At 41.7% G+C, this 24,848-nt stretch carries 26 protein-coding genes, 3 tRNA genes and 1 rRNA gene; 26 read left to right on the top strand and 4 right to left on the bottom strand.

The genetic code is table 11. The features are described from left to right. Both BLR15_RS11725 and fabZ read left to right on the top strand, forming a co-directional pair. The coding region (locus BLR15_RS11725) for a transposase (protein WP_143003974.1) at positions 1 to 271 on the top strand (271 nt) is incomplete at its 5' end. 90 nt (positions 272 to 361) lie between these two features. Then, positions 362 to 799 (top strand): 3-hydroxyacyl-ACP dehydratase FabZ, encoded by a 438-nt coding sequence (gene fabZ / locus BLR15_RS11720; RefSeq protein WP_092987748.1) that lies wholly within the window; start codon positions 362 to 364, stop codon positions 797 to 799. A gap of 7 nt (positions 800 to 806) precedes the next feature. On the opposite strand, the gene BLR15_RS11715 is transcribed toward fabZ, so the two are convergent. Next, positions 807 to 1,229: a YwpF family protein gene (locus BLR15_RS11715; protein WP_092987746.1), complete on the bottom strand. Its 423-nt coding sequence runs from the start codon at positions 1,227 to 1,229 to the stop codon at positions 807 to 809. Between the two features lie 187 nt (positions 1,230 to 1,416). On the opposite strand from BLR15_RS11715, the gene BLR15_RS11710 reads away from it, so the two are divergent. From BLR15_RS11710 to yidC, 4 genes are all read left to right on the top strand, one after another. Continuing rightward, positions 1,417 to 2,010, top strand: coding sequence for a single-stranded DNA-binding protein (locus BLR15_RS11710; RefSeq protein WP_092987744.1), 594 nt, complete (start codon positions 1,417 to 1,419; stop codon positions 2,008 to 2,010). A gap of 500 nt (positions 2,011 to 2,510) precedes the next feature. Continuing rightward, positions 2,511 to 3,428, top strand: coding sequence for a LysM peptidoglycan-binding domain-containing protein (locus BLR15_RS11705; protein WP_092987742.1), 918 nt, complete (start codon positions 2,511 to 2,513; stop codon positions 3,426 to 3,428). Positions 3,429 to 3,663: 235 nt separating this feature from the next. Next, positions 3,664 to 4,572, top strand: a complete 909-nt coding sequence (locus BLR15_RS11700) for a nuclease-related domain-containing protein (RefSeq protein WP_092987740.1) — start codon at positions 3,664 to 3,666, stop codon at positions 4,570 to 4,572. A 317-nt stretch (positions 4,573 to 4,889) separates the two neighbouring features. Next, a complete protein-coding gene (gene yidC / locus BLR15_RS11695; protein WP_092987738.1) occupies positions 4,890 to 5,762 on the top strand; it encodes a membrane protein insertase YidC in 873 nt (290 codons plus the stop codon). A 52-nt stretch (positions 5,763 to 5,814) separates the two neighbouring features. On the opposite strand, the gene cls is transcribed toward yidC, so the two are convergent. Continuing rightward, entirely contained in the window at positions 5,815 to 7,296 is a 1,482-nt protein-coding gene (cls, locus tag BLR15_RS11690) for a cardiolipin synthase (RefSeq protein ID WP_092987736.1), read from the bottom strand. Positions 7,297 to 7,432: 136 nt separating this feature from the next. Between cls and BLR15_RS14105 the strand changes: the two genes are divergently transcribed. Further along, positions 7,433 to 7,582, top strand: coding sequence for an Lmo0850 family protein (locus tag BLR15_RS14105; RefSeq protein ID WP_176754154.1), 150 nt, complete (start codon positions 7,433 to 7,435; stop codon positions 7,580 to 7,582). Positions 7,583 to 7,616: 34 nt separating this feature from the next. On the opposite strand, the gene BLR15_RS11685 is transcribed toward BLR15_RS14105, so the two are convergent. Beyond that, positions 7,617 to 8,837 (bottom strand): FtsW/RodA/SpoVE family cell cycle protein, encoded by a 1,221-nt coding sequence (locus BLR15_RS11685; RefSeq protein WP_092987734.1) that lies wholly within the window; start codon positions 8,835 to 8,837, stop codon positions 7,617 to 7,619. Positions 8,838 to 8,922: 85 nt separating this feature from the next. Here BLR15_RS11685 and BLR15_RS11680 point away from each other — a divergent pair, with 85 nt between their 5' ends. The 15 genes from BLR15_RS11680 to BLR15_RS11615 all read left to right on the top strand — a co-directional run bounded on the left by BLR15_RS11680 (position 8,923) and on the right by BLR15_RS11615 (position 22,140). Continuing rightward, positions 8,923 to 10,284: a UDP-N-acetylmuramoyl-tripeptide--D-alanyl-D-alanine ligase gene (locus tag BLR15_RS11680; RefSeq protein WP_092987732.1), complete on the top strand. Its 1,362-nt coding sequence runs from the start codon at positions 8,923 to 8,925 to the stop codon at positions 10,282 to 10,284. Continuing rightward, complete coding sequence (locus BLR15_RS11675) at positions 10,271 to 10,978, top strand: alpha/beta hydrolase (protein WP_092987730.1); 708 nt, start codon at positions 10,271 to 10,273, stop codon at positions 10,976 to 10,978. Before BLR15_RS11680 ends, BLR15_RS11675 begins: the two co-directional genes overlap by 14 nt. Before the next feature lie 74 nt (positions 10,979 to 11,052). Continuing rightward, positions 11,053 to 12,537: a DEAD/DEAH box helicase gene (locus BLR15_RS11670; protein ID WP_092987728.1), complete on the top strand. Its 1,485-nt coding sequence runs from the start codon at positions 11,053 to 11,055 to the stop codon at positions 12,535 to 12,537. Between the two features lie 113 nt (positions 12,538 to 12,650). Next, on the top strand, positions 12,651 to 13,115 hold the full coding sequence (locus tag BLR15_RS11665) for a PH domain-containing protein (RefSeq protein ID WP_092987726.1): 465 nt from the start codon (positions 12,651 to 12,653) through the stop codon (positions 13,113 to 13,115). Continuing rightward, positions 13,108 to 14,682 (top strand): PH domain-containing protein, encoded by a 1,575-nt coding sequence (locus BLR15_RS11660; protein WP_092987724.1) that lies wholly within the window; start codon positions 13,108 to 13,110, stop codon positions 14,680 to 14,682. Before BLR15_RS11665 ends, BLR15_RS11660 begins: the two co-directional genes overlap by 8 nt. Beyond that, positions 14,639 to 15,112, top strand: a complete 474-nt coding sequence (locus BLR15_RS11655) for a PH domain-containing protein (protein ID WP_092987722.1) — start codon at positions 14,639 to 14,641, stop codon at positions 15,110 to 15,112. Before BLR15_RS11660 ends, BLR15_RS11655 begins: the two co-directional genes overlap by 44 nt. Then, positions 15,109 to 15,456: a holo-ACP synthase gene (gene acpS, locus BLR15_RS11650; RefSeq protein ID WP_092987720.1), complete on the top strand. Its 348-nt coding sequence runs from the start codon at positions 15,109 to 15,111 to the stop codon at positions 15,454 to 15,456. The genes BLR15_RS11655 and acpS overlap by 4 nt, the downstream gene beginning before the upstream one ends. 13 nt (positions 15,457 to 15,469) lie before the next feature. After that, positions 15,470 to 16,618 carry an alanine racemase gene (gene alr / locus BLR15_RS11645; RefSeq protein WP_092987718.1) on the top strand — a complete coding sequence of 383 codons (1,149 nt, stop codon included), beginning with the start codon at positions 15,470 to 15,472 and terminating at the stop codon, positions 16,616 to 16,618. Positions 16,619 to 16,683: 65 nt separating this feature from the next. Next, complete coding sequence (locus BLR15_RS14100; protein WP_176754153.1) at positions 16,684 to 16,854, top strand: hypothetical protein; 171 nt, start codon at positions 16,684 to 16,686, stop codon at positions 16,852 to 16,854. Further along, positions 16,855 to 17,220 carry a type II toxin-antitoxin system PemK/MazF family toxin gene (locus tag BLR15_RS11640; RefSeq protein ID WP_052254746.1) on the top strand — a complete coding sequence of 122 codons (366 nt, stop codon included), beginning with the start codon at positions 16,855 to 16,857 and terminating at the stop codon, positions 17,218 to 17,220. 46 nt (positions 17,221 to 17,266) lie between these two features. After that, positions 17,267 to 18,283, top strand: coding sequence for a SpoIIE family protein phosphatase (locus tag BLR15_RS11635; RefSeq protein WP_281182395.1), 1,017 nt, complete (start codon positions 17,267 to 17,269; stop codon positions 18,281 to 18,283). Between the two features lie 96 nt (positions 18,284 to 18,379). After that, complete coding sequence (locus BLR15_RS11630) at positions 18,380 to 18,706, top strand: anti-sigma factor antagonist (RefSeq protein ID WP_092987716.1); 327 nt, start codon at positions 18,380 to 18,382, stop codon at positions 18,704 to 18,706. Between the two features lies 1 nt (position 18,707). After that, on the top strand, positions 18,708 to 19,184 hold the full coding sequence (rsbW, locus tag BLR15_RS11625; RefSeq protein WP_092987707.1) for an anti-sigma B factor RsbW: 477 nt from the start codon (positions 18,708 to 18,710) through the stop codon (positions 19,182 to 19,184). After that, positions 19,159 to 19,935, top strand: a complete 777-nt coding sequence (gene sigB, locus BLR15_RS11620; protein ID WP_092987705.1) for an RNA polymerase sigma factor SigB — start codon at positions 19,159 to 19,161, stop codon at positions 19,933 to 19,935. Before rsbW ends, sigB begins: the two co-directional genes overlap by 26 nt. 63 nt (positions 19,936 to 19,998) lie before the next feature. Further along, positions 19,999 to 22,140, top strand: a complete 2,142-nt coding sequence (locus BLR15_RS11615) for a Tex family protein (RefSeq protein ID WP_092987703.1) — start codon at positions 19,999 to 20,001, stop codon at positions 22,138 to 22,140. Positions 22,141 to 22,196: 56 nt separating this feature from the next. Here BLR15_RS11615 and BLR15_RS11610 read toward each other — a convergent pair whose 3' ends face one another. After that, positions 22,197 to 23,783 carry a catalase gene (locus tag BLR15_RS11610; protein ID WP_092987701.1) on the bottom strand — a complete coding sequence of 529 codons (1,587 nt, stop codon included), beginning with the start codon at positions 23,781 to 23,783 and terminating at the stop codon, positions 22,197 to 22,199. A gap of 288 nt (positions 23,784 to 24,071) precedes the next feature. Between BLR15_RS11610 and BLR15_RS11605 the strand changes: the two genes are divergently transcribed. The 4 genes from BLR15_RS11605 to BLR15_RS11590 form a co-directional block, all read left to right on the top strand. Beyond that, positions 24,072 to 24,143, top strand: a tRNA-Glu gene (locus BLR15_RS11605). Between the two features lie 130 nt (positions 24,144 to 24,273). Beyond that, positions 24,274 to 24,358: transfer RNA gene (locus BLR15_RS11600), tRNA-Leu, on the top strand. A gap of 58 nt (positions 24,359 to 24,416) precedes the next feature. Then, positions 24,417 to 24,490, top strand: a tRNA-Gly gene (locus BLR15_RS11595). 160 nt (positions 24,491 to 24,650) lie between these two features. Next, positions 24,651 to 24,848: ribosomal RNA gene (locus BLR15_RS11590) — 16S ribosomal RNA — on the top strand; the annotation flags it as partial.

The raw sequence follows: 24,848 nt of genomic DNA, 5'->3' as shown, positions 1-24,848 counted from the left end.
AAAAGTTTTCAAAATGAAAATAACAACAGATCTCAGGAAATATTCCGCACCAGCCCGTGGGTCTCTAGCATGGAAAAACATTTTCAAACGCCGTACTGCGGTAGAAAGAGTCAATGCATACCTTAAGGAATTCTTTCAACTGAACAATGTTCGATATCGTACCGGAAAACGCGCAAAAATTCATTTTGACATGGTGACACTTGTTTACAATGCATCCAAGTTGGCTGCAGACCGCATCGATGCTCAATTCATTCAGCAACAAGCTGCATGATTTCTGTTTTTTAAAATACATTTTAGGAATTCTGTAGGTCTTTGTATTTTTAAAAAGAGCAATTATGAAATTGATTCAGAGGTATAAAATATGCTTACTTATGATCAGATTAAAGCAATCATTCCACACAGACCGCCGTTTTTATTGATTGACCGTGTAACAGAAATCGAACCCGGGGTGAAATGTACAGGCATTAAACAAGTGTCAGGAAATGAACCGTTTTTTCCGGGCCATTTTCCCGAATACGCAGTCATGCCCGGAGTGCTCATAGTAGAAGCTCTTGCACAGGTGGGCGGCGTTGCATTATTGCAGCAGCCGGAATTCAAAGGAAAGCTTGCATTTTTTGCCGGTATTGATAAATGTAAGTTCAGAAAACAGGTCACTCCTGGTGATACATTGGAGCTGACGGTGGAAATTACGAAAATGAAAGGTCCTATAGGCAAAGGTAATGCCGTGGCTTTAGTCGATGGTGAAGTCGCATGTAAATGTGAAATCACATTTGCCATACAGGATAAAACATCCGATTGATCAGTGATCAATCGGATGTTTTTATGTCGTCTTTGGAATCCATACGCGCTTTGAATTCATTTAACAAAGCATCACCTTCATAATTCTCCTCCATAAGTTTTTCCAGCAGGTTTTCAGCATAATTCGGATCCTGCTGTATGATATCACCGATGAATAAAAGTGAAATACCTGAGTTGATAGAGTTCATTTCTAAAAATTTACCTTCAAATAATGCAGGCTGGTTGGAAGTTCTCGTGATTCTTATCAGTAAAGTTACCTCAGTGCCGACAAACTCTTCCAGAATATCTTTGAAATCCCCTGAAATTGCAACCTCGACTATCCATGAATCTTTGTCTGCTTCCTTATTGATGATGATTCCGTCAAGCAGATCTAAAATAATGTAATTATTTTCATGCTGCATCTTTATATCCACAATTTTAAATGATTTCATGAAATCCCCCTCATTTTTTTCAAAAACTACAGTTTTTGTAAAACTGTCAGCAGATTTTAAAATTCTGTGCATTTTTAAATACAGTTCTTTCTTTATTGTATAGTATTTGCTGCAGAAATTAAATTGTTGTCATTTGCAGAATATTCTAGCTGGATTTAAGCTATGAACATGGAAGGGGGTGGATCAGATGTTAAACAAAGTGGTGCTTGTCGGAGAGCTCGTCAGAAATGTTTCGATTAAACAAAGCAATAATACAAATGTCAATTCATTCATATTGGCAACAATACGTATACCTAAAGATCAGAAAAGGGATCATGAAGTACATTTCATCTACTGCAAAGGATTTGGGAAGGCAATACCCAACTTACTGGACAGTGCCAGAGAAGGACAGATGTTATGTGTCAGCGGCCAGCTTGCGACGATGATGCATACGGCTGAAGATGGCACAAGGGAATACCGCATGGAAGTCTGGGCGGAAAGCGTAAAATTCATGCCGGAAAAACTGCATAACAGTCCCAATATTAAAAATCCGAATGAATTGATCAATGAAGCAGTCAAAAATTACAATCGTTACGATTTTGTTGGAGAGGAACGAATACTTACGATAGTAAACAGCAATTCAGGAATAGCAGATGAAGAAGAGCTTAATACAACGGAATCTGATAAGCACGTTGAAATATTGAGAAGTATGATTAAAGATAATGAACATGCTGAGGACATATCCAATGAGATTGATAATGAAGAAGACAGTAAAGATTTAGAAGAGAAAGCACATGCATAAAATAAATTGATTACAAACCACTCTTGTATCCTTAATTTCAAAACTCACACACACGGTCTTGCCTGATGTTTTATCTGCGTAATTACATCAGGCAATACTTTTTTGGCATTTGTAAAGATTTTTTTAAATTTCTTTGTTACAAATCATATCTGTATGTTACAGTTTTCAGATTTCAGAGTGATTTGCTCAAAAGCAATCTTATAATTTAAAAGTATTGATTTAACAGCGTTTAGAGGTTTTACTTAGTAAAATATGCACATTTATAAGTAACTAATTACATATATTTAAGCCCTCCTGAAATATTCAGAATGCAAAGGAAATCTTTCTGTAACATAACTGTAAAAGTGGCCTTTACATTTTATCTCTCTGTAACCTATGAAATATATTTATCTGTTATAGTTCTATTTAGTGATCAAGCAAACCTAAATGAAACAACAACAGATAAAAAAACAGATAAAAACTTTTTAAATCTATAGGTAAAACTCAGGAGGAAATTTATAATGAAAAAATTATTATCAGTAGGTACAGCAGTTGCATTTTCGACAGTATTGGCAGCTAACGCGGAAGCTTCAGAACAAGATCATAAAGTTGAATCAGGAGAAACTTTATCAGAAATCGCAGCAATTAATGATACAACAGTCAGTGCATTAAAAGAAGCCAACGATTTATCATCAGATCTGATCCTTCCAGGACAAGTTCTTCAGGTAACAGGCGATGTTTCTGAAGATGTTGAAGAAACTGAAGATGGTGTTTATGTTATCCAGCCTGGCGATACTTTATTTGAAATCGCGGTCGAATTCGACTTGACTGTAAAAGAACTGATGGATCTGAATAACTTGTCATCAGACCTGATCGTTGCAGGAAATGAACTAATCGTTTCTAAAGACGCAGTATCTGAAGAAGTACAAGTAGCTGCACCAGAAGTGGTTGAAGAACCTGTTGTTCAGGAAGAAGAAGTTGAAGAACAGCCTGTAGTACAAGAAGCTCCGGTTGAAGAAGAAGTTGTAGAAGAAAACAACAATAACTATGACCAGCAGGCAGCGGAACAGGCAGCGGCAGAGCAGGCGGCAGCTGAAGAAGCAGCAGCTCAAGAAGCAGCTCAGCAGGAGCAACAAGCACAGCAACAGCAGCAAGAACAGCAAGAAGTTCAAACACAGAACCAATCAGCAGCTCCAAGCAATAACAGTGGCTTAAACTGGGGTGCACTTGCAGCTTGTGAATCAGGCGGAGACCCTAACATCGTGAGCAGCAACGGCCTTTACCATGGTCTTTACCAGTTTGACGCTCAAACTTGGCAGTCAGTAGGCGGTTCTGGTGTTGCATCACAGGCATCAGCAGCTGAACAGACTCAAAGAGCTCAGCAGCTTTATAATGACAGAGGTTCACAGCCTTGGCCTGTATGTGGTTCAAGACTGTAATAAATATAGATTTTAAGAGAAGAAGTATGGACAGGGATACCTGTCCATACTTTTTTTAGTTATTTACAGATTTCGTGATTCTGAATGCGGATTTTTGATATATGTACGTTTTTAAATGCAAAAAGCTGAAAACTGCAGATTTTTTAAACAGAAATCAAATTGCTGTCATATGTAGACAATTTAAAATCATATTATTATGGAAGGGGGACTTTATTGCAGAAAGGGGCTGTCTTAAGTGAGGGAGAAATCACGTAGGCATGAACAATTGGAAATATTGACGTATAGATACGATCTGCCGTCAGCAGATCTGGTGGAACTGGAGAATTTGAGGAGGGGTTACGAAGGGGAGCTTGCATTTGATAAGATATTGGAAGATGAGTTCGGCGATGTGGGTTTTATTCATATAAAGGATTATTGTTTTAAAGTTGGCAAGGTGATTTCCGATTCCACCAAATCAGAAAGCAGTATTGATAGAGAAATTCAAATTGATAATATAGTTATTGCAGGGGACAGGATAATCACTTTTGAGGTGAAGAACTATAATTTCGATTTGAAATATGATGATGGTCACTGGACTTACATGAATGGCAGAAAATTTTCGGACCCGCTTGTCCAGGTCAGACGGCAGCAGAAAGAATTGATGGAACTTGTTGAAGATTTTGGTTTTGATATAAAAATCTTCAGTACGGTTGTATTCATCAACCCGCACCAGACAATCTATAACCTTCCGGAACATCCTGAGATTATTGTCAGAAGCAATATGCAGAAAAAATTGAAGAAAGCTCTGCTCGAAAACCGGTATGACCATTCAGAATTGAGAGCACGCCTGGAATCGAGGCGGCTGCCGGAATCTCAGTATCAGGGAGAAGTCGGCGTTTTATTTGAAGAACTGAAAGCCGGGGTTTTTTGTGAAGATTGTGGGGAGAGGTTTGAGAAGATCAGTCTTCGATATTTCAGATGTAATAAATGTCAAGTGAAGAAGACGACTTTAACAATTTTGAAACGGTTGATTTACGAATTAACAATTCTTAATCGCAACTGGAAAATGACCCCAACTGTTATTTGCAAATACGCGGACTATTCCATTTCTGAAAGTTGTATTAGAAAACATAAAAAGGCGAAGAGTATAGAGCTCAACTTATAAAATAAAGGTGAATTTCGCAAGATGTTGGTTGAAAATCTTAAATCGTGCGAAATCGAGTGAAGAAACCACACGACGTAGCATCAACAGAATGAGATCGTGCGAAATCGAATGCAGAAACCACACGATGTAGTGTGAAAACATTTATTTCATGCGAAATAAAGATTGGCACCTGTCGAATCGGGTAAATCCAACAACTCCTTGAGACGATTTGGTCCATCGTCATGAAACTTTCGCATTATCGGCACAATATTTATTTTGTTACATAGTGATTTATGATACAATTTTAGTCATGTGAGATAAATTTTTGAGGTGAAAGAATGAATAAAAAATGGCTACTGGCTGGGATGATGGGTCTCGTGCTGTTCCTGGCGGGGTGTGACTACTCTCAGGAAGAGAACAGGGACGGTTTCTTCTTCAATACTTTTGTCCAGCCGATGGATAACTTTTTACACTTTTTAGGTGATAACTTAGGTAATAACTATGGTCTGGCAATCATCGTTATCACATTGATTGTACGTCTTATTATTTTCCCATTCATGATGAATACATATAAGAACCAGATGATGATGCGTGAAAAAATGAAGATAGTCAAGCCTGAAATGGAAGCTATCCAGAAGAAGGTTAAAGTGGCAACGACTCAGGAAGAGAAGATGGAAGCCCAGCAGGAAATGATGGGTCTTTACAAGAAGCACGGTATCAACCCGCTGAACATGGGCTGTCTGCCGATTCTTCTGCAGATGCCGGTCATCATGGCACTTTTCTTTGCACTTCGTTACCCTTCGGATGGAGGTATTACTGAATATCCGAACTTCCTGTGGATGAACCTGACTCAGACGGACCTCCTGATGACTGCGATCGCAGGTATTGTCTATTTTGTACAGGCTTATGTATCCATGCAGTTTGTTTCAGAAGAACAGCGTAAACAGATGAAGTTGTTCATGTATATTTCACCACTGATGATTATTTGGATTTCATTTATTTCTCCTGCAGCTCTTCCTCTATACTGGGCTGTCGGCGGTATTTTCCTTATATTCCAGACGTGGGCAGGTAATACTTTCTGGAAGAAGAAAGTCCATGCAGAAATGGCTCCGATCATCGAAGCACATGAGCGTGAACAGGCAGAAAAAGAACGTCGTCTTAAAAACGCAAAACTGATGCCTAAAAATAAAAAGAAGCGTAAAAAGAAATAACGTTAAAAGCGATTGAGCGGATTCATACATCCGCTCAATCGCTTTTTTCTTTTTATAATATTGGAGAAATAAGGTTTGCCACAGCTTCTTTCAGTTTGATCCATTTACCTCTCGCGTCATATCTTTCTTCGGTTAGGAGACTGCTGTTTTCAACATCCATCTCATAAATATCACGCTGTTTTTCAGCTTCGCGCTTACTGTAGATGAATGCATTCACTTCAAAGTTTAACAGGAAGCTCCTGTTATCGATATTCGTTGTACCGATGCTCACGACTTCATCATCAATCATCACGACTTTCTGGTGGAGAAAGCCCTTTTCATAAATGTGGACTTTGGCGCCCATTTTGACAAGCGAGCCTGAATTTGAGTAGGTTGCCCAGTAGACGAAAGGATGGTCCGGCATATTCGGGATCATCAGGTGAACTTTGACGCCGCTCAGGATGGCAATCCTGAGTGCTTCCATGACAGATTGATCGGGTATGAAATAGGGCGTCTGGATGTAGATATTGTGTTTGGCATTATATATCATTTTCAAGTACCCGTACTTGATCTGCTGCCACACTTCATCCGGACCGCTGGAGGCGATCTGTACATATCTGTCGCCGTCATGGTAATTGGCAGGGAAAAAACGGTCGGAATATACCATGTTGTTACGTGTCGCATGGGAGTTCCAGTCCAGCATGAATCTCAGCTGCAGTGATTTGACTGCATTTCCCTGGATTCTGAGATGGGTGTCTCTCCAGTTGCCGAATTTTTTACTGTTCCCGATATACTCATCCCCGACATTGGATCCTCCGATATAACCGATTTTTCCATCGATGACAACAATTTTACGGTGATTCCTGTTGTTCACTCTCGGATTGATGATTGTCAGAAAGGAGGGGAAGAAAGCTTCCACTTCACCGCCGTATGACTTTATTTTCCTGAACTGTCTCAAGTTCAATGCACGCGATCCCATGTCATCGTATAGGATTTTAACTGACACGCCTTCTTTTTGTTTCTTCAGCAGTGCATTATATAATTTTTTCCCGATGCCATCCATTCTGAAAATATAGTATTGGAAATGTATATGGTCTTCGGCATTTTCAATATCCTCCAGCATCTGATCGAACTTTTCATTCATATCAGTGTAGGTCATGACAGAGTTATTATTGGTCAAAAATGACTGGTTATTATAAAGCAACATATGAATGAGCTTTTTATGTTTGTTTGCCAGTGGATTTACAAAGCTGAACTGTTTATTTTTAATATCCTCCAACTGCTGTTTGACAAGATGTTCCAGACCGACCTTGTCCTTCTCATCAATCTTGAATATATGCTGGTTATATATTGTACGTCCGAAAATCATATATAATATAAAACCGCCGATCGGAATGAAAAATAAAACAAGAACCCATGCCCAGACACTTTGCGCACTGCGCCGTTCTAAGAAGATAAGACCGATTGCAAGTAATATATTAACGAGAAATAAAATTGCGGTAGCTATGGTGAAGACCATACTGAAGTCCCAATTCTCGAGTGATAACCATGTCATGTCTTTCACCTCCATCTCCATTGTATAATATTTTTAGAAGTTTTAAAATTTCGTAATAATTAATATTGAAATCCTATGGATATTTATGTGTGAACAGTGGTAAAATGTTATTAACCAATAAGATAGGAGTGTCATTATGCATAAAATCGACAACACGAAAGTAAAACAAGTCGTCACGTTGCTAAATGAACTCGGGGTCAAGGTAAAGGTTTCGAGCTCAAGGTTCGACATAATGAATCGTATTGCTGCTAACGAGAAATTGAAATTGAAAGAACAAAATATTTAAAAATGCAGTCAGCACCCAGCCTGACTGCATTTTTTTATTTTCTCTGTTTATATTGATAAAAATATATACTCATGACGACGCCCATGGCGATCATGTTCGCCCACAGGGCACTGCCTCCATAACTTAGAAACGGCAGCGGCAGACCTGTAATCGGTACAAGCTGTATAGTCATTCCGATGTTCTGGAATATGTGGAATATCAACAAAGATAAAAGACCGACAATGAAATATGATGAGAAGGAATCATTGACTGTCAGAGCGATTCTCACGAGATGCAGCATGAGCATAAAGAAGATGACAATGACCAGTGTACTCCCTAAAAACCCAAATTCTTCACCGATGATTGTAAAAATGAAGTCGGTATGACTCTCCGGTATATAGACGATACCCTGTTCGAAGCCTTTGCCTTCAATACCACCCGAACCGATGGCCCGCATCGAGTTGCTCAGCTGGAAGCCGCCTTCGGTGGAATACATCTCCGGCTGCAGCCATGAGTAGATGCGTTCAAACTGATAAGGGCGCACGCCGAGGTATGTCTGCAGCAGATCCGGCCTGTACAGAATTCCAAGTATCAATGCAGCACCAGTTGTTGCAGCAATTGTGAGTGTCGGCAGAATGATCCATAAGCTGATGCCGGAAACGATGATCATGCCGAATAGAATAGCGATTAAAACAAGGACCGTCCCCAGGTCATTTTGCATTAAAATAAAAAACATTGGTAGAATGGATATGAGAAACATTTTAAAAAGTAACTTCACATCCGAGCTTAAATCTGTAGAAAGCTTATATTTATTATGCTGATGTATCACATAGGCCAGTGCCATTATGTACGAGACCTTCATGAACTCGGAAGGCTGTATGCTGATAAAGCCAAGCTGATACCAGCTTTGGGCACCGTTTATAATCGGGGTCAGCGGGGTGGCCGGTGCGAAAAACAGGACAGCAAGACTCAAGATCCCGAGACCGTATAACACCCAGATATAAGATTTGAAAAGCTTTACAGGTATGAAAGTGACGATGAACAATGAAATGAAACCTAACATATAAAATAAAATTTGTCTCACTGAAAAATCTGTATTATATTGTCCGCTGGTCATCGCAGAGGAGATCGTAAATATGCTGATCAATGAAAGGACAATCAGTAACGTTATTAAAATCCAATCAATACGAGACAAAAAATTAGAGTTCTGTCTTTTGTATCCTTGATTATTTTCCAAGAATATCACCCTATCCAAAAATAAAATCGTGATTTTCATTATACTATATTTTATAATCTGATATGAGTCTTAAGATGTAAAAATTATTACAAATCTATTATAACTGCGAAACGGATGGAGCAAAATGATAAATATATCTATTGAAGATGTTGCACAATATTGCAACGGAATTTTGAACGACAAAGCAGAGGAAATTGCCGGAGCATCCATAAACGGGGCATCGATAGACACCAGAACAATTGAAGAGGGCAACCTGTTCATTCCATTTAAAGGTGAAAATGTGGACGGGCACCGTTTTATAAACAACGCTTTTGAAAAAGGCGCGGGTGCTGCATTGACGGAGGCACCGATTGAAAATACGGATGAAACCCTTCCAATGATTCATGTGGAGAATGGACTTCTGGCACTGCAGATGATAGCAGAACGGTACTTACAGCTTGTGAATCCGAAGGTGATTGCAATCACCGGTTCAAATGGCAAGACGACGACAAAAGACATGGTGGAATGTCTGCTTGCTGATGACTATAAGGTCAAAAAAACAATCGGCAACTATAACAATGAAATCGGACTGCCCCTGACCATATTGGAATTGGACAGAGATACGGAAATATCCATTTTGGAAATGGGCATGGACCAGACAGGCGACATCAATTTCTTAAGCCGTCTGACAAAACCGGATATCGCAATCATTACAAATGTCGGTGAGTCCCATATCGAGAAGCTGGGCTCGAGGGAGAAGATTGCTGAAGCCAAATATGAAATCGTTGACGGTTTGAAAGATGGCGGGGTACTGATTTGTTCAAAAGATTATCCATTATTGAACGCTTTGACAGATGCCGAGGATAATCCCCAATTTGAAATGTACACGGCCGGCATTTCACCGGACAATGCTTTCGCGATTTCAAATATCAGCCAGACAGAGAGCGGCACAAGGTTTGAAATGTCGGATTTCAAAGTGGATATACCGCAGCTCGGCACTCATAATGCGATGAACGCGGCGCTCAGTCTCCTTGCTGTAAAAGCACTCGGCGGTGATATGGAGAAGAGCAGCATGAAATTCAAGCAGCTGAAAATATCGTCGATGCGCATGGAACAGTCGCTTCACGAAAGCGGTGCACTGATCATCAATGATGCCTATAACGCAAGTCCTTCAAGTATGAAGAGTGCCATCAATACAGTGAGTGAGATGGATTACAGCAGAAAAATACTGGTGCTGGGTGACATTTTGGAACTGGGTGAGTATACCGGGACACTGCACAGATCAATCGGAGAGCATATCGCATCGATGGATCAGAATTTTGAACTATTGACATATGGTGACCACTCAAACCTGATCAGTGAAGAAGCGAGGGTCGCCAGCAGCAGACATTTCAATGATCTGGAAGAGTTAGGCGGCCATTTAAAGGGTATGCTGAATAATGAGACGGTCGTGCTGTTAAAAGGATCACGCGGTATGGAGATGGAAAGGGTGGATGGACATCTCTGATAAACTGGGTATTTTATTTTTACACGGATACACCGGCGGCCGATATGAGCTTGAACCCCTGTTTCAATATTTGAAATCAAGATATGAATTTGAATATGAATTTCCGGTCTATCCTGGTCACGGATTCGAATTGAATTTCAAGGACGTTACCGGCGACGACTGGTACGATGAAGCTTTTGAAGCCTATCAGGAACTTTCTGCCAAGGTGGACAGAATGTATATTGTCGGCTTTTCGATGGGCGGGTTGTTTGCAAGCCATATAGCAGAACACCATAAAGTGGACAAGCTGCTGCTCATCGCCCCGGCTTTCGAGTACACCCACCTGAACAGACTGTCACGTCTGAACCTCAGGCCTGAAGGGATTGGTGAACATCTGAAGATGAAGACGATGGACGTCGTCAAAAGCAGACTGCCCAAACTGTCAATCCGTGCATTCAATGAATTCCGCATGATCATGGACGCAAAGATGCCTGATTATGAGAAAATCAAATCGGAAACATTGCTCGTTCATGGAAAAATCGACCTTCTCGTCCCTTATCTGTCGAGCGTGGAAGCAGCGAACAAAATTGAGAACAGCCGCCTGGAGCTTATCGAAGATGCACCTCATGTAATGTCCTATACTGAAAACCATCAGCACACACTGAATATGGTTGCGGAACGGTTTTTATTCGCAGGCACAAAAAAGAGTTCTTGAGTTAATGTGTAAATGGTGTTAGTATAGAGAAGTTATAATAAAAAAGTACGTAAAGAGTCAAAGGAGACTAAAAGTTGAAGTTTTTTAAAGAATTAGGTGTGAGTGAGGAAATGCTCAGATCCCTCGAGGATATGGGATTTGAAACTCCGACACCGATACAAGAAACAAGTATTCCGTTTGCATTGGAAGGACGAGATATACTTGGTCAGGCCCAGACAGGAACGGGTAAAACAGGTGCGTTCGGTATTCCGCTTATAGAAAAGACGACCAAAGGTGAAGGAATCCAGAATATAATTTTGACACCGACCCGTGAACTGGCTGCTCAAGTGGCAGAGGAAATAGGCAAATTTTCCAAGTATAAAAAATTACATGTATCTGTAATTTTCGGCGGCATGAGCATCGACCGCCAGATTAAAGAATTAAAGAGAAAACCTGAAATAGTAGTGGGTACGCCAGGCAGGATCATCGACCACATCAAACGCCGCACGTTAAAACTGCAGACGGTGAATATGCTGGTTCTGGATGAAGCCGATGAGATGATGAACATGGGCTTTATCGATGATGTCAAATTCATCATGTCCGAACTGCCTACAGAGAACCGTCAGACGCTGCTGTTCTCGGCTACAATGCCAAGTGCGATCCAGGAACTGGTTACGCGTTTCATGGACGATCCGAAAATCATCAAGACGATGAAGCAGTCAACGAACAATCCGCAGATCGATGAGAACTATACGATTGTCAAAGAACTGGAAAAACTGGATATATTCACTGATTTCCTTGATGTGCACCAGCCGGAACTTGCAATCGTCTTCGGACGTACGAAGCGCCGTGTCGATGAACTGACAGGTGCACTGATTGCCAAAGGCTACCGTGCTGAAGGACTGCACGGTGACATTACGCAGTCGAAACGTCTGGAAGTACTTAAGAAGTTCAAGAACAACTCACTGGACATTCTCGTTGCGACTGACGTGGCAGCACGGGGTCTGGACATTTCAGGTGTATCCCATGTATACAACTTTGACATCCCTCAGGATGCAGAGAGCTATACACACAGAATCGGCCGTACCGGCCGTGCAGGTCATTCGGGCATGGCGCTGACATTCGTCAATCCGGTTGAAATGGATTATTTAAGAATGATTGAAAATGAAAAGCAGAAAACCATCCGTGCCCTCAGACCGCCAAACAAAAAAGAGGTTGAAGCGGCGAGGCAGAATGAAGTGTTCGATAAGATCACCGAATGGATGGCGAATGACACCAGTTCAGTCACTAAAGAGATGACAGACAAGCTGATCGAAGCACACGGTGCTGAAAATGTCATTTCAGCAATGTTGAATGAATTCATGTTCTCAAGACAGGATGAAAATATTCAACTGTCATTTGAAAAGCCGTTATCGAAAAAAGGTTCCGGTGGACGGAGAGGCAACAGATCATCGAACTATAAAGGCGGCAGAAAAGGCCGTCCGCAAAAGCGCAACGACAACAAAGGCAGACGCGGCGGCAAGCAGCAGGGACCGCGCCGCAACAAGTCCGGCCGCACTTTCAAAGATCATATAAAATAAATTAAATTGATAAAAGCATCCACTTAAAGTGGATGTTTTTATTTAGTATAATGACGATTAAATGTATAATGATAAGGTAGAATAAAAATCTTCTCTGTAAAAGGAAGGTAAGTATGAAGAGATTATCTGAAAAAGCGAAACCTTATTTGAGGGTGAATGCACTGATTGACATGATCTGGTGGCTTGTCATCGCATCAGTGGTGACCGGCCTTGCTTTATGGTTTGACTGGCCGGGTTATATCATCTGGATTGCGGCCGGAGTATTTGTTTTAATATTTATCATCAATGTAATTATCCGTCCGCAGATATTTTACAGAGTGACCCGCTATGAACTGGCCGATGAACAGATCATCGTCAAGAAGGGGTTTATTTTAATAAGGACCACTTTGATCCCAATCAAAAGGATCCAGGGCGTCGAACTTGTCACCGGCCCTGTATCGAGACGGTACAACCTTTCGATTCTTCGAGCGAAAACAGCGAGCATGGGCATAGACCTGCCGCCGATAGCCGTCGAAGAGGCTGGAGAGCTGAAAAGACAGATCATCGATTTGGTAAAGGAGGAGATTTCTGATGTATAGTCCTCAGAAGCTTCATCCGATTGCCTACCTGGGAAGTGTGGCCAATGCGCTGAAAAACTTATGGATACCTCTGATTATCGTATTTTTCAACCAGAGGGAGACGATCATGTCCGGTAATATATCCCTGCCATGGCTTCTCGGAATCGGGGGCATATTCCTTCTGCTCGTAATCATTTTCGGCGGACTGGATTTTATTAATAAATACCGCACCCGGTTCTGGATAGAGGATGGCAAGTTTATATATAAGGACGGCGTTCTGACAAGAAGGGAAAAAGAGTTTGATATCGAACGGATCCAGTCCATCGATTTTTCCGAACCGATTTTCCACCGTCTGTTCAAGGCGGTGAAACTGGAAGTGTTCACGCCTGGTGAAGGCATAGTGATAGATACGATGAAAAAGACACAGGCAGAAGATCTTCAGGAAATCATCTATGATGAGCAGGAGAGGATTGCACAGGGCACGGAAAATGCAGACACTGTTGAAATCGGTGATGCCAGTCCGTGGCCGAAAGATGCCAGTGTCCATGATGCCGGCGAAGAAATCAAAGACACGCCTAAAAAAACTTTTGTCACACTGCATAAGTTAAAGCGCGGTGAACTGCTGCTGATGAGCATGACGAGCGGTGCACTCGGGGCTTTTGTGGCGATACTTTTTGCGATTTTAAACATTATCGGGTCACAGTTCATAATCGAAAGGTACTTTGATTATTTTGGCGGACTGTTTCAAAATACAATCATTGCGATGTCGGTCGCGGCGATATTCTTTGTCGTCGTCGGCTATACTTTCGGTGTCATCATTTTACTGATCAAGTATTATGACTATACATTGAGTAAAAAAGACGACGACCTTGCGGTACAGTACGGGCTGCTCGAGAAGAAGCACAAAAGTGTCAATATCAACCGCGTGCAGAATATAATCATCAAAGACTCAATCTTAAGACGTATGATCGGCTATTATTCACTGTCTGTCACCATCACCAGTGACACATTCGAAAGTGAGGGTGATAACAGTATGGTGGAAATCATGCCTTTTATAAAAAGAGATGTACTTTATGACATTGTCGAGGAAATCCTGCCGAACTATGAAGTGATCAAACCGAAAAGCAACGTGCCTTTAAGGGGCTACCGCCGTTATTTCCAAATATCTACCGTGATATTGGTGCTGATAACGGGGATTGTACAGTATTTCTGGCTCAGCTGGGCCTGGATACTTGGTCTCTTCGCCCTTTTCATCGTCATCACTGCGGGCATTTATTCCGCCAGAAACAATGGTTATGTCATTAAAGATGATGAAGTGAATATGCTGACCACCAGCTTTTTCACGCGCAGCCATTTCGTCATCAAACATGACAAGGTGATTGAAGGAGCAATTTTGGAAAATCCATTTTTAATCCGTTCAAGACTTGCAAACATTTCAGTGACAACGGCGGCAGGCATCGTCGGTTCCACTGCGACGGTGAAGTTCATTGACAGGAAAGATATAGAAACCATATGGAATTGGATTAAAGAAGGAGGCGGGCATGATGAAGAAGATTTCTCCGAAAGCAATCAGATTGTGGAGGATTAAAGCGGGTATCTATGCTTCGGTATGTCTGCTCCTGACAATCATAGTCTTCATATTATCCGTGACGGTGCTGGAATTTCTGCCCTGGTATGTACCGCTTGCACTGATGCTGATTACATTATATATCGTGCTTGTGGACATCTGGCTTGTGCCGAGGTTGAAATACAAGTTTTTCAGGTATGGTATTTTTGATGATGAAATCCACGTCCATGAAGGGATATTCATTAAAAAGCAGAAAGCAGTGCCGATATTCCGGATTCAGAATATCGATACCACCGTCGGACCGATCATGAGAAGAATGAAACTGAAAGGCATCAGCTTAAGGACTCCGGCAGAAAGAGTCTATATACCTGAACTTCAGGAAGAGGATGCAGATTCACTCAGAACAACAATACGTGATATCATTAATAAACAATCGAGGTCGGAATCATGATTATAGGATTAGGTACGGACATTATAGAGATCAGCAGAATCAAAAAGGTGAATAAAGATCACCGTCTGGCCAGAAGAATACTGTCGGACGTGGAACTGGACAAATATATGAATATAAAAAGTGATGAAAGAAAAACAGAATTTTTGGCAGGTCGTTTTGCAGTCAAGGAAGCGTACTCGAAAGCACTCGGCAGCGGCATCGGTAAAACCGTCGCATTCAAAGAAATCAGATGCTTGAATGACAGCCAAGGCAAACCGTCAATCGCAGATGACCGGCGTGCACATGTGTCCATTTCACATGCCGAAGAGTACGCTGTTGCAACGGTTGTTCTGGAAACACAATAAGGAGGCAGTTTCTGTGAGTGAGAGATACTATCGCGACACGCTTGTACATGTAGATTTAGAAGCGATTCATCATAACTATAAAATGATCGGGGGTAAGCATCCGGATAAAACGTTCATAGCGGTTGTCAAGGCGGACGGCTACGGACTCGGCAACAATACCGTCGCACGTTATTTGTCTGAACGGGGCATCGGCTACTTTGCAGTCGCGACTTTGGATGAAGCAATCGATTTGAGGATGCACGGCATCAAAGAGAAGATTCTCGTACTGGGCATCATCAGTCCCGAAGATATCAACAAGGCTGTGCAGCATAGAATTGCGATCACCGCGCAGGGGGTCGACTGGGTAAAGCGTGCCAAGGCTCATGTCGATGACAAATATGAAAAAGAAGTGTGGATTCATATAAAGGTAAACACAGGTATGAACCGTTACGGCACAAAAGATGCCGGGGAAATAAAAGAGATGATAGAAGAGATCAATTCATTCGACCGCTTTATATATGAAGGGATTTTCAGTCATCTGACCTCGGCTGACATGGATAATGACACTGCCCGGCTGGAGATGGATACATTCAAGGATATCATCAGCCGGGTCGAAACACCCGAGTATGTGCATATTCAGAATTCAGCCGGTGCATTATGCTATGATGCCGATTTTTGTAATGCGATGCGTATCGGTATTTCCCTATATGGATATTATCCAAGTCCATACGTCAAATCGGCTTCTTCAATCGACTTGAAACCCGCGATAGATTTAACGGCGAAAGTGGCTGCACTGCATAACCTGAAGCCCGGAGAGTCGGTGAGTTACGGACGGACTTACACCGCACAGGATGACGAGACGATCGCAACATTGCCAATCGGCTACGCTGACGGTTTCATCAGGGCACGCAGCGGATCCAAAGTTGAGATTAACGGGCACCAATGTCCCGTAGTCGGCCGGGTGTGCATGGATTCCATCATGGTCAAAGTTCCAGCTGATGTCAAAATCGGTGATCAGGCATATCTTATAAGCAGAAACCCGGACTCATTGCAGTCCATGGATATATACAGTGAATACACAGAGACGATACCTTATGAATCTTTGACGCTGCTGTCGAAACGTATTCCACGTTATTATCAGGGTGAAGATGTCGACTTCGTGTATAATGAGGTATTGAAATAGCTAGTCACGTGTGATTGTACATGGTAAAATTATAACTATATTATCGTTCCAGGAGTGATTTGCTTATGAATATGAGCGAACAATCAAATGCAAACAACATGGATATGGCACTTAAAGTGGGTTATATTGAGATGAGCGATATCAATCTGTCCATTGTGACTGAATTTCACACAGCAGAATGTGAAGCGCATAAACGCAATGAAGATTACCTTGACTATATAAAAGATGGTGAATAGATGAAAAGAGGAGAAGTTTATCTTGCGGATCTATCACCGGTGGAAGGTTCAGAGCAAGGTGGAAAGCGGCCTGTAGTCATAATACAAAATAATGTGGGTAACTATCACAGCCCGACTGTGATAGTTGCTGCTGTTACAGGCAGAATAAACAAAGCTAAGATACCTACACATGTGGAGATTTCAAAGGATACATATAACTTGGATAAGGATTCTGTCATTTTATTGGAACAGATCAGAACCGTTGATAAAAAGCGTCTGATGGAAAAACTTACATATCTGAAAGATGATAAGATGGCAGAGGTGGATACTGCTTTAAAGGTGAGTCTAGCGTTAGATCCCAAAAAGAAAAAGAAGAAAAAGAAATAGGTCAGAGTGATTAGGAAGCTCTTTATTTCAACAGGAGGTGCAAAGTTTGACTTATGTAGATGAATTAGCCAATGAATACAAAGATATCATGTCCAAATATCTGTTTGATCAAAAGCAGGATGAGGCCCTGGAAATGTGCCATACTTTCAGCGATAAAGTCATTCAGATTGATACATCCCCTGAAGAAATAGTAACTTTACATATGGATCTGCTCGATGATCTGCGGGTGACTGACGGTGATAAAATCCGTCAGTCACTGCACATTGTGCAGGAAGTCCTGATCGCATTCGGTTTTACATACCGTGACTATAAAGCGATGCTGGCCAAGATTGAAGTGCATGATAAGGAATTGGACGTTGCATCGAGTCTTCAGGAAACCATGTTGAAGACGACGATACCTGTATTGGACGGCTTGGAAATCGGTGCAATCTCGGTCCCTGCAAGTAAAGTGAGCGGAGACTATTTTAACATCATCAACCATAGAAATAACCTGCTCAGTTTCGGTGTGGCAGATGTCATAGGTAAAGGCATCCCTGCCGCCATTGCGATGTCGATGATCAAATTCTCGATGGATTTCCAGGGTGCGACAAAAAATCCAAGTGAAGGATTGAAGAGTCTGAACAGAGTGGTGGAGCGAAATGTAAATCAGAACATGTTCATCACGATGTTTTATGGTCTGTACAATATTGAGACGGATACGCTGCACTTTTCTTCAGCAGGGCATGAACCCGGTCTGATCTACAGAAATGACACCAATGAATTTGAAGAAATTGACGCCAAAGGTATCGTTCTCGGCGTGACTGATTCAGCTGAATATGAACAGCGCCAGGTGAAACTTCACAAAGATGATATGCTGATCGTCTGCACGGATGGCGTGACAGAACTAAGAAAGCATGATGACACCTTTATAGACCTCGACGATATCAAAGATATGATTGTTGATACGAAAGAACATCATCCCCAGGATATAGTTCAGTATGTTTATGAATCACTCACACGTATGCAGCACACACAAAAGAAAGATGACCTGACTCTGTTTATTTTAAAAAATACCGGTGAATAGCATTTAAAATAAATGGCTTTTTCATGTTTATCTTGTTTTGTTGCGGGTAATTATAAATCAGTTGCGTTTAGAAACTAATAGGAGTGTATATACATAATGAATATTAACATTAGCGCAGAAGAAAAAAGCGAAGAGTACGTTATTACTATGAACGGGGAACTGGATGTCTATACCGCTCCGGAACTGCAGAAGGTTCTGGATCCGATCAGACAGGATGGAACCCATCATGTGAGAATAGATGTAACTGATGTATCATATATGGATTCAACCGGCCTCGGAATTTTTGTAGGAACACTGAAAGACCTGAATCAGCATGATAAGGAACTTCGTGTGACAGGTGCATCCAACCGCATTTTAAGACTTTTTGAAATTACGGGGTTAAGAGACCTGATGCATATTAATGAATCATCGGAGGTGGAATAAGATGAGTCATCAATATGATTATATAGAAATGAAATTCCCTTCAAGCGCCGAATATGTCGGACTGATCAGACTGACCCTGTCCGGAGTATTTTCACGTGTCGGTGCAACGTATGATCAAATTGAAGATGCAAAGATTGCGGTTTCCGAGGCGGTGACCAATGCTGTAAAACATGCTTATACTGATAATCAGTCAGGCAATATACTTGTCGGATTTGCCGTTTTCAATAATAAGATTGAAATCATAGTATCTGATAATGGACAAAGCTTTGACTACGAACAGATCAAATCTGAACTGGGACCATACAATGAAGATGATAATGTCAATTACTTGAGAGAAGGCGGACTCGGGTTATTCTTAATTGAAACATTAATGGATGAAATAGTTGTAAGAAAAGATCCAGGTGTTACAATAAGCATGACTAAGTACATTGATGAAAGCCAGGTGCATTCAGATGGGGAAACAATCAGCAACAGATAACGGATATTCGGCAGAAGACATCAATTTTCTAATTAAAAGCTACCAGCAGGACAAAGATGATGCTGCCCAGACCAGACTGGTCGAACATTATCAAAAACTGGTTGAATCACTTGCATACCGTTATTCTAAAGGCCAGAGCCATCATGAAGACCTGTTTCAGGTCGGCATGGTCGGGCTGTTGGGTGCGATAAAGAGATTCGACCCGTCTTTTGAGCGTCGGTTTGAAGCTTTTTTAGTGCCGACAGTTGTTGGAGAGATAAAGAGATATCTCCGTGATAAGACGTGGAGTGTACATGTACCGAGACGTATAAAGGAAATAGGGCCTAAAATCAAGAACGCAAATGACACTCTTGTGGCAGAACTTGAACGTTCACCGACGATTCAGGAAATTGCTGCACACCTTGAAGTCACCGAAGAGGATGTACTTGAAGCGATGGAGATGGGTCAGAGCTACAATGCATTGTCAGTCGACCATTCAGTGGAAGCGGATAAAGACAGTTCCAAAGTGACGCTCTTGGATGTGATGGGCGACCAGGATGATAATTATGAACTGGCGGAGAAACGCCTGATGCTGGAGAAAATCCTGCCTATATTGACAGACAGGGAAAGAGAAATCATCCAGTTTACATTTATGGACGGGTTGAGCCAGAAAGAAGCCGGAGAACGTGTAGGCCTAAGTCAGATGCATGTATCCAGATTACAGAGAACCGCGATTGATAAACTGCGCCAGGCAGTCGTTGAGAATGAATAATCCCTGACCGATAAGGTTAGGGTTTTTATTTTAAAAGAAAATTGAATGTTTAGGAGAAAAACTATGTCACAGAGTCTGATTAAAGCATTGGAAAAAACAACATCATTTAAAGGAAAATATATAAAAAATGTATTGGAATTATTAGAGGATAAGAATACTGTGCCGTTTATCGCACGTTACCGTAAAGAAATGACCGGCGGCATGAATGAAGAGGAAATCAAGCAGATTGCCGATGAGTTCAACTACATGGAATCTCTCATGAAGCGGAAGGAAGAAGTCATCCGCCTGATTGATGAGCAGGGAATGCTGACGGAAGAACTAAAGAATGATATCAATAAACAGACTGTTTTAAACAGGGTGGAGGATTTATACCGCCCGTTCAAGCAGAAGAAAAAGACAAAAGCCACAGAGGCTAAAAGAAAAGGCCTTGAACCACTCGCTGATATTATTTTTACACAAAATGAGAAAGATATTGAAACGCGTGCCGGGGAATTTTTAAATGAAGAGGTGGAAACGCCTGAAGATGCTGTTGAAGGGGCTCTCGATATCATTGCGGAAAATATATCTGATGAACCGAAATACAGAAGTTATATATTGAAGGTGATCAAGGATACTTCTTCAATCACTTCAACCAAAAAGAAAAAAGCTGAAGATGATACTAAAATTTTTGAAATCTACTATGATTATGAAGAACCGGTCAAGAAAATCGTGCCGCACCGCGTGCTCGCCATCAACCGTGGAGAGAAACTTAAAGTGCTGACTGTCAAGCTGCAGCATGATCTGGAACGGCTGAAAAATTATATTTACAAGCAGGTCATCAAAGAGGATTCAAAAACAGCAGGTCATATCGAAAATGCGATAGACGACAGTTTAAAAAGACTGATCCTCCCATCAATAGACCGTGAAGTCAGAAATGATCTGACTGAATACAGTGAAGAACATGCTGTTGATATATTTGAAGAGAATTTAAAGCGCCTCCTGCTGCAGCCGCCTCTGAAAGGGAGAACGATACTTGGGGTCGACCCTGCTTTCCGCTCCGGATGTAAGCTTGCTGTCATCAACGATAATGGCGGATTCATGGATAAGAGCATCATATACCCTCATACATCGAACACAAGGGTAGAGCAGGCGAAAAATGAAGTCGTGAGAATGATTGAAAAACATGATGCTTCTTTAATTGCGATAGGGAACGGGACAGCTTCAAGGGAAACGGAGTTATTTATCGATGAACTGTTAACTGAAAAGAACCTGGATATTCCATTCATCATTGTGAATGAAGCGGGGGCGAGTGTGTATTCTGCTTCCCAGATTGCCCGGGATGAATTCCCTGATTTCAATGTTGAAGAAAGAAGTGCGGTATCCATCGCGAGACGTGTTCAGGACCCGCTGAGTGAACTGGTTAAAATCGATCCGAAATCCATCGGTGTCGGACAGTATCAACACGATGTAAACCAGAAATATTTGACGGATTCCCTGAACTTCGTTGTGGAAACCAGCGTAAACCAGGTCGGTGTCAATGTGAATACGGCATCTGTCACACTGCTTGAACATGTTGCAGGCCTGTCACCGTCCATCAGTAAGAATATTGTAAATTACCGGGTGGAAAATGGAGAATTCAAAACAAGAAAAGAAATCGAAAAAGTACCGAGACTCGGTAAGAAGACATACGAACAGTGTATAGGATTCCTGAGAATACCTGAAGGCGATGAACTATTGGATCAGACGCCGATCCACCCGGAACAGTACAAAACGACAAAAGAATTTTTAAAGCAGCTGGATATAAGTAAAGAGCAGATCGGTTCAGAAGATATAAAAGAAAAGCTGGACGGTATCAATATCAAAGAGTATGCCGGGAAATTATCAGTCGGTGTACCGACATTGACTGATATTGTTGAAAGTTTAAAATCTCCGACAAGAGATATCAGAGATGACTATGAAACACCAATGCTGAAATCCAATGTGCTGAAAATCGAAGACTTGAAAGAGGGCATGAAGCTGTCCGGGACTGTCAGAAACGTAACAGACTTCGGTGCGTTTGTAGATGTCGGAGTGAAACAGGACGGACTTGTTCATATTTCACAATTGACGAATCGTTTCGTCAAGCATCCGCTGGAAGTAGTAGGAACCGGCGATATCGTTGATGTTAAAGTACTTGATGTGGATGAGCAAAAAGGAAGAATATCTTTGACGATGAAAGACGTTTAAGTTAAAAGTAAAAACGGCAAAAAAAAGACAGGTCAAACGACCTGTCTTTTTCAATATTACTTATCTAAAAGGTGTACACTCTTATCTTCTAATTCAACATCATCGATATTGATTCCAAGTGCTTCAGCTACACCTTTACCGTAGTCAGGATCTGCCTGATAACAGTTGAAGATGTGGCGGTGTTGTACACGGAGTGAAGCACCACCGACTTCATCTGCAGTGTTTTTGAAGAGGTTCTGCTTGCTCTCTTCAGACTGCAGTCTGAACAGTTTACCAGGCTGCTCGTAATAGTTGTCGTCATCTTCACGGAAGTTGTGCTCGTAAACCGGACCATCAACTTCAAGTGGCGGCTGTTTAACGCTCGGATTATCCTGATACTGATCAGTGCTGTTTGGATAATAGTTAGTGTGAGAACCAAGGTTGCCGTCAACTCTCATTGCGCCGTCACGACTGAATGGGCAGACGTTTTTTGCACCTTTAGGTGAGTTGACAGGAATCTGCTGGTGATTGACACCTAAGCGGTATCTCTGTGTATCTCCGTAAGAGAACAAACGACCCTGTAACATCTTGTCTGGTGAGAATCCAAGCCCAGGAATGATGTTAGTCGGTGCGAATGCAGCCTGTTCAACTTCTGCAAAGTAGTTCTCAGGGTTGCGGTTAAGTTCAAACTCACCCACAGGGATAAGCGGGAACTCATCTTTGTACCAGACTTTAGTTAAGTCGAATGGGTTATGATAGTGATTTTTAGCCTGTTCTTCAGTCATTACCTGGATGTACATTTTCCATTTAGGGAAGTTGCCTTCTTCAATTGCATTGAAGAGATCACGCTGTGAAGATTCACGGTCTTTCGCGATAACCTGTTCTGCTTCTTCACCAGTATAGTTTTCAATACCCTGTTGTGTTCTGAAGTGGAATTTCACCCATACGCGCTCGTTGTCTTCGTTAAGCATGCTGTAAGTGTGGGAACCGAAACCGTGCATGTTTCTGAAACCTTTCGGGATACCGCGGTCTGTCATGATGATTGTCACCTGGTGCAGTGCTTCAGGAAGCAGTGTCCAGAAGTCCCAGTTACTGTCCGGGTTTTTCATGTTTGTCTTAGGATCACGTTTGACAACGTGGTTCAGACTTGCGAAAAGTTTAGGGTCACGGAAGAAGAAAACAGGCGTGTTGTTACCAACGAGATCCCAGTTACCTTCCTCTGTGTAGAACTTAAGAGCGAAACCGCGGATGTCACGTTCAGCATCTGCAGCACCGCGTTCACCGGCTACAGTGGAGAAACGAGCGAACATTTCAGTTTTCTTGCCGACTTCGCTGAAGATTTTCGCTTTCGTATATTTTGTAATATCATGTGTTACTGTAAACGTACCATAAGCACCTGAACCTTTAGCGTGCATCCGGCGCTCAGGAATCACTTCACGGTCGAAGTGTGCCATCTGCTCGAGGAAATAAGGGTCCTGCATGACCATTGGTCCTCTTGCTCCTGCAGTTGTAGAGTTTTCACGGTCACCCACCGGTGCACCAAATAGAGTAGTAAGATGGTCAGGCTGCTGATTCTTACCTTGTTGAACGCCTTCATCAGCACCGCCGGTACTGTGAGTTCCGGTAAAGTCATCTTTTGGCTTGTTAGTGTTGTCGTTTGTCATTAAAAAATCCCTCCAAGAATTATTGGTATAACACTCTTGTTTATAATGATTATAAATAAATAATAACATACTGGTAGGAAAAAACAATAGAAATGCACTATTTAAAAGTAAAGATTAAAAAGGAAGGGGAACTTCAGTCAAAGAGAAAAAATTCGCTATATAATAAGAAGAAACTAGAACAACCATTTATAATAAGAAGGTATATTAAGTTTTTGTAAAAATTATATTGAAAATGTATTGACTTTAAATAGATAACCTTGTAATATAAATGACGTTGCATTAATCAATGGCCCGTTGGTCAAGCGGTTAAGACACCGCCCTTTCACGGCGGTAACACGGGTTCGAGTCCCGTACGGGTCACTTCTTATTTTAAACAGCTTTTAAAAATGATTTTACAAAGTTGTTGACAAAAAGAATTGTATGTTATACAATGGTTCTTGTCGCTAAAAAGAGAAAAAGTTTAAAAGAACTTTTAAATGCTTATTGATACGCGGTTGTGGCGGAATCGGCAGACGCGCTAGGTTGAGGGCCTAGTGGGAGTTAATCCCGTGGAGGTTCAAGTCCTCTCAGCCGCATTATTCCTAAAGCAATCCAAAGTGACTTTTAAATGGTGTCACAATATATCTAATATATGCGGGTGTAGTTAAGTGGTATAACCCCAGCCTTCCAAGCTGATGTCGTCGGTTCGATTCCGATCACCCGCTCCATTACTTATTTAAAAAGAACATTGAAAACTGAATGACAATATGTCAACGTTTAATTCCGATAAATGTTCCTATTATATGGGAACGAGAAGTTGAGGCGAACAACACAACACGCAACCAAGATACTGTCAGCAGTATCGACCGAGCTCAGAAGAGCTTTCCATTTATGGAGAGTTTGATCCTGGCTCAGGATGAACGCTGGCGGCGTGCCTAATACATGCAAGTCGAGCGCGAGATTGGGGAGCTTGCTCCCCATGATCGAGCGGCGGACGGGTGAGTAACACGTAGGCAACCTACCCATCAGACTGGGATAACCGCGGGAAACCGTGGCTAATACCGGATGACCCTTTATGACACCGGT

This window comes from Lacicoccus qingdaonensis (assembly GCF_900101075.1).
Lineage (GTDB): Bacteria > Bacillota > Bacilli > Staphylococcales > Salinicoccaceae > Lacicoccus > Lacicoccus qingdaonensis.
The sequence above is the reverse complement of the archived record's forward strand: the minus strand, read 5'-3'. Positions and strand labels throughout refer to the sequence as shown.

Excerpts from the sequence above, each read along its gene's own strand:
- fabZ (WP_092987748.1), top strand. The coding sequence starts at position 362 with ATGCTTACTTATGATCAGATTAAAGCAATCATTCCACACAGACCGCCG.
- BLR15_RS11640 (WP_052254746.1), top strand. The coding sequence starts at position 16,855 with ATGAAAAGAGGAGAAGTTTATCTTGCGGATCTATCACCGGTGGAAGGT.
- sigB (WP_092987705.1), top strand. The coding sequence starts at position 19,159 with ATGGGGAAACAATCAGCAACAGATAACGGATATTCGGCAGAAGACATC.
- BLR15_RS11710 (WP_092987744.1), top strand. The coding sequence starts at position 1,417 with ATGTTAAACAAAGTGGTGCTTGTCGGAGAGCTCGTCAGAAATGTTTCG.
- yidC (WP_092987738.1), top strand. The coding sequence starts at position 4,890 with ATGAATAAAAAATGGCTACTGGCTGGGATGATGGGTCTCGTGCTGTTC.
- BLR15_RS11615 (WP_092987703.1), top strand. The coding sequence starts at position 19,999 with ATGTCACAGAGTCTGATTAAAGCATTGGAAAAAACAACATCATTTAAA.
- BLR15_RS11680 (WP_092987732.1), top strand. The coding sequence starts at position 8,923 with ATGATAAATATATCTATTGAAGATGTTGCACAATATTGCAACGGAATT.
- BLR15_RS11630 (WP_092987716.1), top strand. The coding sequence starts at position 18,380 with ATGAATATTAACATTAGCGCAGAAGAAAAAAGCGAAGAGTACGTTATT.
- BLR15_RS11655 (WP_092987722.1), top strand. The coding sequence starts at position 14,639 with ATGAAGAAGATTTCTCCGAAAGCAATCAGATTGTGGAGGATTAAAGCG.
- BLR15_RS11665 (WP_092987726.1), top strand. The coding sequence starts at position 12,651 with ATGAAGAGATTATCTGAAAAAGCGAAACCTTATTTGAGGGTGAATGCA.
- BLR15_RS11705 (WP_092987742.1), top strand. The coding sequence starts at position 2,511 with ATGAAAAAATTATTATCAGTAGGTACAGCAGTTGCATTTTCGACAGTA.
- BLR15_RS11675 (WP_092987730.1), top strand. The coding sequence starts at position 10,271 with ATGGACATCTCTGATAAACTGGGTATTTTATTTTTACACGGATACACC.
- BLR15_RS11610 (WP_092987701.1), bottom strand. The coding sequence starts at position 23,783 with ATGACAAACGACAACACTAACAAGCCAAAAGATGACTTTACCGGAACT.
- rsbW (WP_092987707.1), top strand. The coding sequence starts at position 18,708 with ATGAGTCATCAATATGATTATATAGAAATGAAATTCCCTTCAAGCGCC.
- acpS (WP_092987720.1), top strand. The coding sequence starts at position 15,109 with ATGATTATAGGATTAGGTACGGACATTATAGAGATCAGCAGAATCAAA.
- BLR15_RS14105 (WP_176754154.1), top strand. The coding sequence starts at position 7,433 with ATGCATAAAATCGACAACACGAAAGTAAAACAAGTCGTCACGTTGCTA.
- BLR15_RS11715 (WP_092987746.1), bottom strand. The coding sequence starts at position 1,229 with ATGAAATCATTTAAAATTGTGGATATAAAGATGCAGCATGAAAATAAT.
- BLR15_RS11660 (WP_092987724.1), top strand. The coding sequence starts at position 13,108 with ATGTATAGTCCTCAGAAGCTTCATCCGATTGCCTACCTGGGAAGTGTG.
- BLR15_RS14100 (WP_176754153.1), top strand. The coding sequence starts at position 16,684 with ATGAATATGAGCGAACAATCAAATGCAAACAACATGGATATGGCACTT.
- cls (WP_092987736.1), bottom strand. The coding sequence starts at position 7,296 with ATGACATGGTTATCACTCGAGAATTGGGACTTCAGTATGGTCTTCACC.
- BLR15_RS11685 (WP_092987734.1), bottom strand. The coding sequence starts at position 8,837 with ATGAAAATCACGATTTTATTTTTGGATAGGGTGATATTCTTGGAAAAT.